This window comes from Terrabacter sp. BE26 (genome assembly GCF_041941675.1).
Lineage (GTDB): Bacteria > Actinomycetota > Actinomycetes > Actinomycetales > Dermatophilaceae > Terrabacter.
On the sequence record NZ_CP090122.1, the window covers coordinates 3,355,379 to 3,368,351 of the forward strand.

Sequence of the window (12,973 nt, forward strand, 5' to 3'; positions counted from 1 at the left end):
AGACATGAACATCGAACCCACCAACCGCCTTGCGGTGCCCGCTCCGTCGAGCCGCTACATCCTGCCGCAGTTCGAGGAGCGCACCTCCTACGGCATGAAGCGGTCCGACCCCTACAACAAGCTCTTCGAGGACCGCATCATCTTCCTCGGCGTGCAGGTCGACGACGCGTCGGCCGACGACATCATCGCCCAGCTGCTCGTGCTGGAGTCGCTCGACCCCGACCGCGACATCCTCATGTACATCAACAGCCCGGGTGGCTCGTTCACCGCGATGACCGCGATCTACGACACGATGCAGTTCGTCCGGCCCGACATCCAGACGTTCGTCATCGGCCAGGCCGCGTCGGCCGCGGCGGTGCTCCTCGGCGCCGGCGCGCCGGGCAAGCGCTTCGCCCTGCCGAACTCGCGCATCCTCATCCACCAGCCGGCGCTCTCGGGCGGTGACTACGGCCAGGCCTCCGACATCGAGATCCAGGCCAACGAGGTGCTGCGCATGCGCACGTGGCTCGAGGACACGCTGGCCCACCACACGGGCCGCACCTCCGAGCAGGTCCGCACCGACATCGAGCGCGACAAGATCCTCTCCGCCGAGGACGCCAAGGACTACGGCCTGATCGACCAGGTCCTCGCCTCGCGCAAGGCCTCCCTCGAGGTCTGACCTGCCGCTCGCCTGTCGAGCACGTATGCCGCCGGGCCGGGTTCCGCCGGGACCCGGCCCTCGGCATACCTGCTTGGATGATGGCGGACCTGACGTCGAGCGTGAAGGTGTGAGTCATGGCGAGTGCGGAGTTCGAGCAGGCGGCCCAGGCTGTCAAGGAGCTGACGACCGATCCCGGCAACGAGGTGAAGCTGCGCCTCTACGGCCTCTACAAGCAGGCCACCGAGGGTGACGTGACCGGTTCGCGGCCGGGCTTCACCAACCCGGTCGGGCGCCAGAAGCACGACGCCTGGGCGAGGTTCGCGGGCACCTCGCAGGAAGCGGCACAGGAGCAGTACGTCGCGCTGGTGCGCGACCTCACCTCACCCTGACCACGGTCCGCTCGGACCTCCAGCCACGGCTGGATGGTTGCGGCGGGATGCCGGACTGACCCGTTACACCACCGCCGTGGCGGGATGGTTGCGGCGACTGTGGAAGAGCGCGGCGGGCGACGGGTGGGAGCCGCCAGCATCGGTCCATGCCGACAACCGCTGTGCCCTTCCGCCGGTCCGGCCGACCGCAAGGAGTGACGGACTGGCAGCTGCGCACACCCGCCTTCCGCCGGCTCTTCCACGACGTCTACGTCGAGCGGGCGGCTGAGCTCACGCCCGCTCTCGTCGCGCAGGCCGCCCTTCTCCTCGCCCCCGACGCGACCGTCTCGCACCATAGTGCGGCACGGCTCTGGGGTGCCATAGTGCCCGATGACGGCCTGGTGCATCTCGCCTGCCCCGACCGGCGGCCGCAGGTGGAGGGCATCTCGGCTCATCGAATGGGCACAGGCAAGCGCACCACACGCTGGCGTGGCCTGCCGCTGACGACGCCGGCCCAGACGTTCGTCGATCTCGCCGCGGAGCTCATGCTCGTCGACCTCGTCGTCCTGGGTGATTCCCTGGTGCGGCGAGGACGAGTGACGTCGGACATGCTTCTCGAGGCCGCCGCACAGCACCGCGGTGCCGGTGGCAGGCTGGCCCGTCGAGCCGCCGCACTCGTGCGAGCCGACGTGGACTCCGCCATGGAGACCCGGTTGCGCCTGCTCATGGTGCTGGCCGGGCTGCCGGAACCGGTGGTCAACCACAAGGTCCGCTGGCCCGACGGCCGCGTCCGCTTTCGTTTCGACCTCTCGTTCCCGGACGCCCGACTGGTCATCGAGTACGACGGCTGGCAGCACGTGGAGTCCCAGGGGCAGTGGGGTTCGGACATCGGCCGAAGGGAGTGGCTGGACCGAAATGACTGGCGGATCGTGGTCCTCATCGCCAAGGACCTGCACCGCACGCCGGGCGAGACCCTTCATCGCATCACGGCGGCGATGAGCGACCGGGGAATGAAGATCCCTCCGCTGAGGGAGGAGTGGCGCCGCCACTTCCCGAGCCTCCGAGAGGACCGGCGCGACCCCGCCTGAGGCGTTCTGCGGTCGGTGACTGCAGGCGGCCGAAGACGCCTCGTCAGCCCACGCATCCCGCCGCGGATGGATCGTGGAGGGCCAGGTCGGCCTTTCGACCGCGACCATCCGGCCATGGCGGAGTGGTGTGGGGACGCGCATCCTGGAGCCTGTTCGAGTGGAACGGCGGTCGAGTGACACGGCCGTCGTTTGTCCGCCATCAGCGGACAAACGGCGTTGCGCGAGCGGGGCTGCCCCCGGCCGTCGTCTAATAGGAGTCGGCCCCGGTCGGGGCCGGCCGGGTGCACCCCAGCGTTCGGCGCCGACGAACCAGGAGCAAATCGGTGGCACGCATCGGAGAAGGCGGAGACCTGCTCAAGTGCTCTTTCTGCGGGAAGAGCCAGAAGCAGGTCAAGAAGCTCATCGCCGGCCCGGGCGTCTACATCTGCGACGAGTGCATAGACCTCTGCAACGAGATCATCGAGGAGGAGCTCGCCGAGAGCAGCGAGCTCGGCCTCGACCACCTGCCGAAGCCGCGCGAGATCTTCGAGTTCCTCGAGAACTACGTCATCGGGCAGGACGTCGCCAAGAAGTCGCTGGCCGTCGCCGTCTACAACCACTACAAGCGCATCCAGGCCGGTGAGGGCGTCAAGCGCGACGACGACCACGTCGACATCGCCAAGTCCAACATCCTGCTCATCGGCCCCACCGGCTCCGGCAAGACGTACCTGGCCCAGACCCTCGCCAAGATGCTCAACGTCCCGTTCGCGATCGCGGACGCCACGGCCCTGACCGAGGCCGGCTACGTCGGCGAGGACGTCGAGAACATCCTGCTCAAGCTCATCCAGGCCGCCGACTACGACGTCAAGAAGGCCGAGACGGGCATCATCTACATCGACGAGGTCGACAAGATCGCCCGCAAGAGCGAGAACCCGTCGATCACGCGCGACGTGTCGGGTGAGGGCGTGCAGCAGGCGCTGCTCAAGATCCTCGAGGGCACGACGGCCTCCGTGCCTCCGCAGGGCGGTCGCAAGCACCCGCACCAGGAGTTCATCCAGATCGACACGACCAACGTGCTCTTCATCGTCGGCGGCGCCTTCGCCGGCCTCGAGAAGATCATCGAGTCGCGCTCCGGCCGCAAGGGACTGGGCTTCGGCCAGCCGCTGCACAACCCCAAGGAGCTCGGCGACAGCTTCTCCGACGTCATGCCGGAGGACCTGCTGAAGTTCGGTCTCATCCCGGAGTTCATCGGCCGTCTGCCCGTGCTGACGACGCTGGCCCCACTCGACCAGCAGGCCCTCGTCAACATCCTCACCGTGCCGCGCAACGCGCTCGTCAAGCAGTACCAGAAGATGTTCGAGATCGACGGCGTCGACCTCGAGTTCACCGAGGACGCCGTCACCGCCGTCGCCGACCAGGCCCTGCTGCGCGGCACCGGCGCCCGCGGGCTGCGCGCGATCATGGAGGAGGTCCTCCTCCCCGTCATGTTCGACGTGCCGAGCGACGACGAGATCGCTCGCGTGGTCGTGACACGTGAGGTCGTCCTCGACAACGTCAACCCGACGATCGTGCGTCGCGAGGCAGAGCCGCGCGCCCGGCGTCCGCGCAAGGAGTCGGCCTGAGCCGTGCGCGCCCCCGTCGCGGTGACCGCGGGATCACGGGCGTGAGGCGGTCCTGACCGTGGCGGTTCCGTTCCGGCTCGTGGCCGGCGAGCAGGGACCCGTGCAGCAGACCGCGACGACCTGCGGCTCCGCGTCCCTCACGGTCGCCCACATGCTCGCCGACCCAGCCTTCGCGCAGTGGGTCCGTGACGGCATACCCACGCACGGGCGCGACGGCGAGGCGCGCGACCGGCGCACCGCGGCTGAGCGCTTCGCCGCCTACGAGCAGGTGGTCATGTCCCGGACAAACGCTCTCGTCGGCGCCGGGCGGCAGCTGCAGCTTCCCTGGCCGCGTGCCCTCGGCACCCCGCCGTGGGGTGCGCGGGGCGAGCTCCAGCACGGCGCGGCCGAGCCGGGGGCCGACTACGGCGTGACGTGGCTGCGCCACCACGGCCGACGCGGTCTCGAGCACGCGTATGCCACCCTCCGCGGACGGGTGCGCGCCGGCCGTCCCGCGCTGCTCTACATCGGCAACGCGTGGGCGCCGCGGCATGTCGTGCTCGTGCTGCCGCCGACCGGCGAGCGCTCGTTCGACGTCTACGAGCCGTCGGCTGGTGCCGTCGTCGACCTCCCGGAGCCCGCGTTCGTCGAGCGGCGGCTCGGCGTCGCCGGCTGGGACCTGCCGTGGGCTGCGGTCTGGACGCGCGACCGCCGCTGACCCGGGGCCACTCGACCGGTCAGTCGTGCTCGGCGGGTGGGCTCGTGCGGAGCAGCCACAGTCCCAGGGCCACGCCCCCGAGGCCGAGCACGTATGCCGCCGGGGCGATCCCCAGCGAGACCCCGGACAGCACGCCGGCGAGGACCGCGACCGGCACGGCGGCCAGCAGGGCCACGGCCGTGTGGCGTGCCCACCTGCCCGCCGTCCGCGCGGTGAAGGAGCCAGCGGGCGGTGACGACGCTGAGAGCGCGGTCGCCGCGTGCGCGACGATGCACCCGGCCGCGGCCGGCAGGGACCACCAGGAGAAGCTGCCGGCGGGGCTCAGCGTGAACCACCCGTAGAGCAGCAGCGCCCAGTAGACCAGGGGTGCGGCCGAGCCGGCCCAGGCCATGGTCAGCAGGGGCAGCAGGACGAGCGCCCACCACAGGCCGTCGAAGCCACCGGCGGCGAGGTGCAGGCTCGCCAGGAAGACGAGCACACCACCCATCGCGACCGCGGTGGCTCCGAGCTGGCTGAGCGACCACTCGGGACCCGCGCCGAAGTGCAGCGTGCGGCGGACGGGCGGCACGACGGCCGGCGTCGCGTCGGGCACGGCGGAAGGCGTCGCGTCGGGCACGGCGGAAGGCGTCGCGTCGGGCAACGCATCGGGTTCGTGCATGATCACCGCCTGGCCATCCGCGGTGCCGACACGCGGCGCGCGATGTCACGCAGCACGAGGTCCAGGGAGCCCGGTCCGCGCCAGGGCACCACCGGGACGCCGCGCAGGCGCAGGCTGTGCACCTCCGCGTCGCGGGAGAGCAGCCGCATCCGCCAGGCGAGCGCCTGGTAGACGTTGCCGGGGTCGGTGACGAGGTGCTCGGGGAAGGTGTCCACCACGACGACGGTCATGCCCCGCGCGGCGAGCCGGTGGGCGAGGCGCACCATGGTCGGGTCGATGAGCGGGGAGAGGACCAGGCACAGCGCCATGGGGTCGATGCCGCGCACCGCCTGCTCGCCGGTGTCTCGGCGCTCTGTGGCGGGGGAGATGGCCGCGAGGGTGTCGAGCACGCGCCTCAGGTGGTTGGTGCCGGAGCCGACGCCGAGGACCGGCACCTCGGCGGCACCGACGGTGCGCAACGTGAGCCGGTCGTTGCTGCGCAGGAAGTGCTCGCTGATGGCTCCGGCCGCCCGTACGGTGACGTCGAGGCTCGTGGGCCGGCCGTCGATGCCCTCGCGCGGTCCGAGGTCGCTGAAGCAGTCGACGAGCAGGAAGACGTGGGCGTCCTCGTCGGTGAACGTGGAGGTGACGTGCAGTGCACCGGTGCGCATGGAGATCGGCCAGTGGATCCGGCGAAGGCGGTCGCCTGGGTGGAAGGGCCGGATGGTGTTGAACTCCGAGCCGGATCCGGGCCGGTTGGAGCGGTTGAGGCCGACGATGCCTCGCGGGTGGGGCGTCGGCGCGCTCGCGTCGAAGGCAGCCGGCACGGGCAGCGTGGCGGACTCGAGGTCGGGCAGGTCGACCGGCCCGGTCCGGAAGGCACCCCACGTGCTGGCCAGGGCGATGCTGACGGTGCCGACTCGCCGGCGACCCCACCGGGTCGACCGGAGCCCCAGCGAGGCGACGCCGTCCTCGAGCTCGACGATCCCGCTCGACGGCTTGCGCTCCACCCAGGGCGCCTGGGCCACGGTGACGACCCCGTGCACGTCGGCCAGCGCCGGCTCCGTGGTGACGCGCAGCCCCGTGACGGCCCCTTCCCGGAGCGTCGTGTCGCCGAGCCGGGCCGCGCCGGTGACCTCCGTGCGAGGCCGGGCCAGGTGACCCCACACCGCCGCGACGACGAGCGGTGCGACGATGACGAGCAGGTCCGCGCGCCGCCCGAGGACGGCCGCGATCGCGCCGGACGCAGCCAGGATCACCGAGCGCTGGTGGGCAGCCGTGGGCTCCCACCCGCCGAGACCACGGGTGACGACCTGCCGGGGACGCCAGGCTGGCACGAGCGCTCAGCCCGCCGCGGGGCGGTGGGCCGCGCCCTGGGCGTGGTGCTCGCGAGCGGACGGGGCCGCGACCGTTCGCAGCAGGCTCTCCACCACGCTGCGTCCTGACGCGTTGCTCATCCACAGCTCGGGCTTGACCGTGATCCGGTGGGCCAGGACGGGCACGGCGACGGCCTTGACGTCCTCGGGGGTGACGTAGTCGCGGCCGTCGACCACGGCATACGCCCGGGAGCACAGCAGCAGGCCGAGGGCGCCACGCGGTGAGGCGCCCATCAGCACGTCCCCGTGGGTGCGGCTCGCTGCGGCGAGCGCGACGCAGTAGCGACCGACCGACTCGTCGACGACGGTCGCCTCGACGGCGGCCTGCATCGCGAGCAGCTGGTCGGCGTCGACGATGCGCTGCAGCTGCTGCTCCTCGCGTCGGCGCGCCATCCGGTTGGACAGGATCTCCCACTCGTCGTCGAGGCTCGGGTAGCCGAACGAGACACGCATGAGGAAGCGGTCGAGCTGGGCCTCCGGCAGCGGGTAGGTGCCTTCGTACTCGACCGGGTTGGCGGTGGCGAGCACGTGGAAGGGCTGCGGCAGCGGGAACGTGCGCCCCTCGACGGTCACCTGCTTCTCCTGCATGGCCTCGAGCAGGGCCGCCTGGGTCTTGGGCGGTGTGCGGTTGATCTCGTCGGCGAGCAGCAGCCCGGTGAAGAGGGGGCCGGCCCGGAACTCGAACTCGCCCACCCGCTGGTCGTAGATGAACGAGCCGGTGATGTCACCGGGCAGCAGGTCGGGGGTGAACTGAGCCCGCTTGAAGTCGAGCCCGAGGGTCTGGGCGAAGCTGCGCGCGGCCAGCGTCTTGCCGAGGCCCGGGAAGTCCTCCATGAGGACGTGGCCGCCGGCCAGGATGCCGGACAGCACGAGCCGGAGCGACTCGCGCTTGCCCACGACGGCGCGGTCCACCTCGTCGAGGACGGCGCCGCTCAGCTCGCTCACCTGGTGCAGGCTCATCTCGGTCATGGGTTACCACTGCTCGATTCGTCGGAGGATGGGGTCCAGGCACTGCGGGCGGTACAGGTCCGGTGGCGGGAGCCCGACGAGCAGGTCCCACAGCTCCGGCGGCGTCACCGACTGGGCCCACCGGGGCTCCTCCTCGGCGACGATGCCGTACTTGGTGAAGAGCCGCTCGCGGATGAGCACCTGCAGCTGCAGGTGGAGGTCGTGCACGACGCTCTCGCGCCCCTCGCGTCGGGTGTCGGCGGCCTCGAGCCGGCCGGCGAGGTTGGTGACACGGAAGTCGTTGCCGCGGCTGTGACCGCTGAAGTCGCCGTCGACGAGCGGCCACAGGGTCACGTGCTGTGGAGCGGTGTGGTCGATGACGTGCCACAGCAGCAGAGCCACGGCCAGCAGGATCGCCAGCAGCACGGGCACGTCGGGCGCCAGGCCCAGGGCTGCGGTGAGCACCGACAGGCCGATCCACGTCAGCACCAGGCCGACGAGACGGCGACGCCACGGCCGCAGGGTGGCCCGCAGCGCGTCGACTCGCGTCGGCACGGGGCGATCGCCCCCGGAGGGGAGTGGCTGCCGAGGACGTATGCCGTCCGGACGGCTGGTCATGCGTCCTCCGTCCCTGCCTGGCCGGCTCTCCGGCCGACCCCCCAGCCGTCGGCGTGGCCGTCGGATCGGGCGCCGGCATGGGCGGCCGCCGCCTGGGCGGCTCGTTCTGCGGCCTGCTGGGCGGCGACGTGCTCGAGGTCCGCGATCAGCACGCCCAGGTCGGCCACGGCGCGCTCACGGTGGCTCTCGCCGAGCGCGTGGAGCGAGAAGCGGGCCTCGCGGTAGAGGGCGGCGAGGTCGCCGAGGCGCTCGGAGTCGACGGGCCACACGCGGATGACCCGCTCGGTGTACTCGGTCGAGGTCTCGGCCGGCAGGCGAGGCAGGCCGGTGGCGGCCGCCGAGGTCTCCAGGCCGACCCACGCGGCCACGATCGCGTTGCGCGGCTCACCGGTCTCGAGCCCCCGCAGGTGGTCCCGGGCGGTCCGGAGCAGCTCGGACGGCACGAGCGGGATGGCGAAGTCCGGTTCCACGTGGTGTTCGAGCTGGGGGCGACGACGCAGCAGCGAGCGCACCAGCTGGACGAGCACCACGAGGATGACCACCGCCGCGAAGACGAGCACGACCTGCAAGAGCACCACCAGCAGCGGCGAGGGGTCGAAGGGACTCGCCTGACCCACGGACGTGGGCGCCGGCGTGCTCGTCGACGTCGCCAGCGTCGTGAAGGTCGGGATGGGGGTCCGCGTCTCGGGATCCACCGGGCGGGACAGCAGCGGCACGGGCCGTCCCATCGCGGCGACGACCAGGGCGGCCATGACGACGGCACCGCCCGCGATGGTCGCGCCAAGCCCCCGTCTCGACATGCGAGGACCCTATGCCCGCACGGCTCCCCGCAGCGGTATTGCCGGCCGATCGTTGCCGTCCCGGGACATCGGGAGGCAACGGTCGGCCGGCGGTCGCATCAGGCCTGGGCGGGCGCCTTCTCGACGGGGACGAGCTCGGCGTCGCGGACCTCGACGGCCTCGCCCTCGGCATACGCCAGCTCGCTGATGCGGCCGGTGGCCCGGAGGTCGGCCTCGGCCGCCCGGACGTGCGCGACCGACGCGCTCGGGGCCACCAGCGTCATGCTGCGCACCTCGGCGCGCATGCCGACCTTGGCCTCGGACTTGACCTTGCGGACCCCCGCGAGGGCCGCGCCGACGGACTCGAGCAGAGCCGGGTCACCGCCGGACGGCAGCTCCGCGCGGGTGGGCCACGCCTGGCGGTGGACCGAGCCCTGCCCGAACCACGACCAGACCTCCTCGGTGGCGTAGGGCAGGAACGGCGCGAGCAGGCGCAGGAGGGTCTCGAGGGCCAGGCGCAGCGCGGCCCGGGCGCTCGCCGCGGCAGCGTCGCCCTGGCCGCCGTAGGCGCGGTCCTTGACGAGCTCGAGGTAGTCGTCGCAGAAGGTCCAGAAGAAGCTCTCGGTGACCTCGAGCGAGCGGGTGTAGTCCCACGACTCGAAGCCGGCGGTCGCCTTGTCGACGACGTCGCCGAGGGCGGCGAGCATCGCGAGGTCGAGCGGGTTGGTGACGGCGGTCGCCAGCTCGCCGTCGACGTCGCCGAAGCCGAGGGCGAACTTGCTGGCGTTGAGCACCTTGATGGCGAGCCGGCGTCCGACCTTCATCTGGCCGGTGTCGTAGGCGGCGTCCGTCCCGAGGCGCCCCGAGGCCGCCCAGTAGCGCACCGCGTCGGCGCCGTTGGCCTTGACGACGTCCTCAGGTGTCTCGGCGTTGCCCTTGGACTTGCTCATCTTCTTGCGGTCGGGATCGAGGATCCAGCCGCTGATGGCGGCGTTGGTCCACGGCACGGACCCGTGCTCGAAGTGGGAGCGCACGACCGTGGCGAAGAGCCAGGTGCGGATGATGTCGTGGGCCTGCGGGCGCAGGTCCATCGGGAAGACCGCCTTGAACAGCTCGGGGTCGTTTCGCAGGCGCTCGTCCTCGCCGACGGGCCAGCCGGCGGCGATCTGCGGCGAGAGCGACGACGTCGCCCAGGTGTCCATGACGTCAGGGTCGGCCACGAAGCCGCCGGCGACGCCCCGCTGCTCCTCGGTGTAGCCCTCGGGCACGTCGACCTGCGGGTCGACCGGGAGAGCGGACGTCGGGGGAGTGAGCGGGTGGTCGTGGTCCGCCTCGCCGTCGGCGTCGACGGGGTACCAGACCGGGAAGGGCACGCCGAAGAATCGCTGCCGCGAGATGAGCCAGTCGCCGTTGAGCCCGTTGACCCAGTTCGTGTAGCGCGAGCGCATGAACGCCGGGTGGAAGTCGATCTCCTCGCCGCGCGCCACGAGGGCGGCGCGCAGGTCGGCGTCGCGGCCGCCGTTGCGGATGTACCACTGCCGCGAGGTCACGATCTCGAGCGGCTTGTCGCCCTTCTCGTAGAAGTTGGCCTTGCGCTGGGTCTTCTGCGGCTCGCCGTCGAGGTCGCCCGACTCGCGCAGGGCCGCGACGACGGCCTCGCGGGCACTGAACGTCGTCTTCGTGGCGAGCTGCTCGGCGTAGAGGGCCTCGCCGGGGCCGCCCGCGATCCACTCGGGCGTCTCGGCCTGGAACCGGCCGTTGCGGGTGATGAGCGAGCGGATCGGCAGCTGCAGCTCGCGCCACCAGATGACGTCGGTCAGGTCACCGAACGTGCAGGACATGGCGATGCCGGCGCCCTTGTCCATCTCGGCGGCGCGGTGGGCCAGCACCGGCACCTCGACGCCGAAGAGCGGGGAGGTGACCGTCGTGCCGAAGAGCGGCTGGTACCGCTCGTCGTCGGGGTGGGCGATGAGCGCGACCACCGACGGGATGAGCTCGGGGCGGGTGGTCTCGATGTGGACCGGGGTGCCGTCGGGGCGGTGGAACGCGACCCGGTGGTACGCGCCGGGGTAGTCGCGTGCCTCGAGCTCGGCCTGCGCGACGGCCGTCTGGAACGTGACGTCCCACAGTCCCGGCGCCTCGCTCTGGTAGGCCTCGCCACGCTCGAGGTTGTGCAGGAACGCCTGCTGCGCCACGGCGCGCGAGCGCTCGTCGATGGTGCGGTAGGAGATGTTCCAGTCGAGGCTGAAGCCCAGGCGGCGGAAGAGGGACTCGAAGGTCACCTCGTCCTTGACCGTCAGCATGTCGCACAGCTCGATGAAGTTCCTGCGACTGATCGGGCGCTGGTCGGCGGCCTTGATCGCCTTGCCCCTGGCGTCGACGCCCTCCTCGAACGGGGGCGTGAAGCCCTCCTCGTAGGGCAGGCTCGCGTCGCCGCGCACGCCGTAGTAGTTCTGCACGCGGCGCTCGGTCGGCAGGCCGTTGTCGTCCCAGCCGATGGGGTAGAAGACCTCGAGGCCCTGCATGCGCTTGTAGCGGGCCATGCAGTCGGTGTGCGTGTAGCTGAAGACGTGGCCCACGTGCAGGCTGCCGCTGGCCGTCGGCGGGGGAGTGTCGATGGCGAAGATCTGCTCGCGCGGGAGCGTGAGGGCCTTCTCGCGGTCGAAGGCGTAGGTGCCCTGCTCGGCCCATACCTGCATCCACTTCTCCTCGAGGCCGTCGAGCGAGGGCCGCTCGGGGATCCGCGAGGTCGTGGTGTCAGGTGCGTCAGTCATGCGCCAATCCTTCCATGTGTCGCGGGATGCCCTCGACCGGCTTTCCGGGGACGCATGCCGGGTCAAAGAGGGCGTATGCCGTGTCGCCGGCTCCGTGCGCCGCCTCGGGCGTCGATCTCAGAAGTCGCACCCCGGCAGGTCGCACCCCGGCAGGTCGCAGCCGGGCGGGTCGCAGCCTGGCCCGTCGCAGCCGTCGCCGCAGCCGGGCAGCCCGGGAAAGGAGAAGAGCCCGTCGCTCGCGTCGACGAATCCGTCCAGCCCGTCGAAGACGTCGCCCGGGTCGGTGAGCCAGGCGGAGGCGTCCGCGATGTCGCCGAGCGCGTCCCCGAGCGAGAGGTCGGCGCCGTCCGGACCGGATCCGCCGAAGTCGTACCAGTCCAGACCGTCGACGTAGTCGGCCCAGTGGCTCTCCTTCGCGAGGTCGCGCAGCAGGTCTGCGAAGTGGGCCGTGAGGCCGAACGCCACGGCATACGGCAGGTAGGTCGACAGCAGCGCGCGCTTCTCCTCGTAGCGCAGGCGGTCGGCCTCCGCGGTGGCGAGGTAGTCGCGAAAGCCCAGCGCCTGGATCCTCAGTGCCGTGCCCTCGGCGGTGCGCGGCGTGCGTGCCCCGCCCCACCGGGCGAGGACGACGAGGGCCGCCACGAGACCGACGAGGACCGGGGTCAGCGACCAGTCGTGCGCCTCGGCCAGGCCGGCGGCGACGACGACGGCGGTGACGAGCACGAGAGGCACGAGGACGGCGAGTCCCACCGCGCGGGTCCGGCCGTTGCGGGCCCGGGGGTGGCGGGCGTACCAGCCGCGCTCGACCACCTCCCGGTAGAGCCCGATCTGCGCCTCGCGCATGGTCAGCGCGAACGAGCCCTTCAGCGCCGAGAGGCGGACGCGGTCGCGACCCTCGAAGATGCGGTCGAGGAGCAGCCGCTCGAACGCGGTGGGGGTCTCGTCCGGCGGGCAGGCCGCGCGCCGCAGCTCCCAGTCACGTGCGTGCGTGTCCTCGCGGCCGTCCGTCTCGACGATGTGGAACCAGCCACGTACGGCCAGGTCGAGCAGGGTCGCGCTGACGTCGTGTGGGTCGGCCACACCGTCGACGACCGTGCCGACGACTCCGGGTCGCACGGCCCGCGGAGGCGCGAAGGCGGGGGCGACCGTGCCCGACCACTCGCCGCCGCGCACGCGGTGGCGCGGCGCGTTCGCCGGGTCCGTGGGCAGCACACCCGGGGTCACGTCATCGAACATCTCGTCACGCGCCCGCCACCACTTGGCGAGCACGACGAGCCCGGCGAGCAGCAGCGGGACGAGCCCGAGCAGGCAGGCCCCGACGAAGGCGTCCCGGTCCACGAGGGTCCGCGTGACGGCATACGGCATGGCGACGGCACACGGCACGGCCACTGCGAGGGTCGTGCCCACGTGCTCCCCTGTCCGTCGGCACGGCGGGTCCGCGCACGAT

The 12,973-nt window shown here is 71.8% G+C and carries 12 protein-coding genes; 5 read left to right on the forward strand and 7 right to left on the reverse strand.

The genetic code is table 11. From position 1 onward, the window contains the following. Positions 1–4 precede the first annotated feature (4 nt). The 5 genes from LQK93_RS15410 to LQK93_RS15430 all read left to right on the forward strand — a co-directional run bounded on the left by LQK93_RS15410 (position 5) and on the right by LQK93_RS15430 (position 4,394). Positions 5–658 carry an ATP-dependent Clp protease proteolytic subunit gene (locus LQK93_RS15410; RefSeq protein ID WP_374968653.1) on the forward strand — a complete coding sequence of 218 codons (654 nt, stop codon included), beginning with the start codon at positions 5–7 and terminating at the stop codon, positions 656–658. 116 nt (positions 659–774) lie between these two features. After that, entirely contained in the window at positions 775–1,029 is a 255-nt protein-coding gene (locus LQK93_RS15415) for an acyl-CoA-binding protein (RefSeq protein WP_374968654.1), read from the forward strand. Positions 1,030–1,175: 146 nt separating this feature from the next. Then, positions 1,176–2,096 carry a hypothetical protein gene (locus tag LQK93_RS15420; RefSeq protein ID WP_374968655.1) on the forward strand — a complete coding sequence of 307 codons (921 nt, stop codon included), beginning with the start codon at positions 1,176–1,178 and terminating at the stop codon, positions 2,094–2,096. A gap of 323 nt (positions 2,097–2,419) precedes the next feature. Then, on the forward strand, positions 2,420–3,697 hold the full coding sequence (gene clpX / locus LQK93_RS15425; protein ID WP_374968656.1) for an ATP-dependent Clp protease ATP-binding subunit ClpX: 1,278 nt from the start codon (positions 2,420–2,422) through the stop codon (positions 3,695–3,697). 58 nt (positions 3,698–3,755) lie between these two features. Next, positions 3,756–4,394: a hypothetical protein gene (locus LQK93_RS15430; RefSeq protein WP_374968657.1), complete on the forward strand. Its 639-nt coding sequence runs from the start codon at positions 3,756–3,758 to the stop codon at positions 4,392–4,394. 19 nt (positions 4,395–4,413) lie between these two features. Here the strand turns inward: LQK93_RS15430 and LQK93_RS15435 are convergent, their stop codons facing one another. The 7 genes from LQK93_RS15435 to LQK93_RS15465 form a co-directional block, all read right to left on the reverse strand. Then, positions 4,414–5,052, reverse strand: a complete 639-nt coding sequence (locus LQK93_RS15435; protein ID WP_374968658.1) for a hypothetical protein — start codon at positions 5,050–5,052, stop codon at positions 4,414–4,416. 2 nt (positions 5,053–5,054) lie between these two features. Further along, complete coding sequence (locus LQK93_RS15440) at positions 5,055–6,368, reverse strand: DUF58 domain-containing protein (protein ID WP_374968659.1); 1,314 nt, start codon at positions 6,366–6,368, stop codon at positions 5,055–5,057. A gap of 6 nt (positions 6,369–6,374) precedes the next feature. Further along, positions 6,375–7,376 carry an AAA family ATPase gene (locus tag LQK93_RS15445; RefSeq protein ID WP_374968660.1) on the reverse strand — a complete coding sequence of 334 codons (1,002 nt, stop codon included), beginning with the start codon at positions 7,374–7,376 and terminating at the stop codon, positions 6,375–6,377. A 3-nt stretch (positions 7,377–7,379) separates the two neighbouring features. After that, positions 7,380–7,910: a hypothetical protein gene (locus LQK93_RS15450; protein WP_374968661.1), complete on the reverse strand. Its 531-nt coding sequence runs from the start codon at positions 7,908–7,910 to the stop codon at positions 7,380–7,382. 59 nt (positions 7,911–7,969) lie between these two features. Then, on the reverse strand, positions 7,970–8,773 hold the full coding sequence (locus LQK93_RS15455; protein WP_374968662.1) for a DUF4129 domain-containing protein: 804 nt from the start codon (positions 8,771–8,773) through the stop codon (positions 7,970–7,972). Between the two features lie 98 nt (positions 8,774–8,871). Then, positions 8,872–11,526: a valine--tRNA ligase gene (gene valS / locus LQK93_RS15460; RefSeq protein WP_374968663.1), complete on the reverse strand. Its 2,655-nt coding sequence runs from the start codon at positions 11,524–11,526 to the stop codon at positions 8,872–8,874. A gap of 117 nt (positions 11,527–11,643) precedes the next feature. After that, entirely contained in the window at positions 11,644–12,933 is a 1,290-nt protein-coding gene (locus tag LQK93_RS15465; protein ID WP_374968664.1) for a hypothetical protein, read from the reverse strand. Between the last annotated feature and the right edge of the window lie 40 nt (positions 12,934–12,973).

Bases quoted from the DNA above. Each gene is read 5' to 3' on its own strand.
- LQK93_RS15410 (WP_374968653.1), top strand. From the start codon at position 5: ATGAACATCGAACCCACCAACCGCCTTGCGGTGCCCGCTCCGTCGAGC.
- LQK93_RS15415 (WP_374968654.1), top strand. From the start codon at position 775: ATGGCGAGTGCGGAGTTCGAGCAGGCGGCCCAGGCTGTCAAGGAGCTG.
- LQK93_RS15420 (WP_374968655.1), top strand. From the start codon at position 1,176: ATGCCGACAACCGCTGTGCCCTTCCGCCGGTCCGGCCGACCGCAAGGA.
- LQK93_RS15435 (WP_374968658.1), bottom strand. From the start codon at position 5,052: ATGCACGAACCCGATGCGTTGCCCGACGCGACGCCTTCCGCCGTGCCC.
- LQK93_RS15445 (WP_374968660.1), bottom strand. From the start codon at position 7,376: ATGACCGAGATGAGCCTGCACCAGGTGAGCGAGCTGAGCGGCGCCGTC.
- LQK93_RS15455 (WP_374968662.1), bottom strand. From the start codon at position 8,773: ATGTCGAGACGGGGGCTTGGCGCGACCATCGCGGGCGGTGCCGTCGTC.
- valS (WP_374968663.1), bottom strand. From the start codon at position 11,526: ATGACTGACGCACCTGACACCACGACCTCGCGGATCCCCGAGCGGCCC.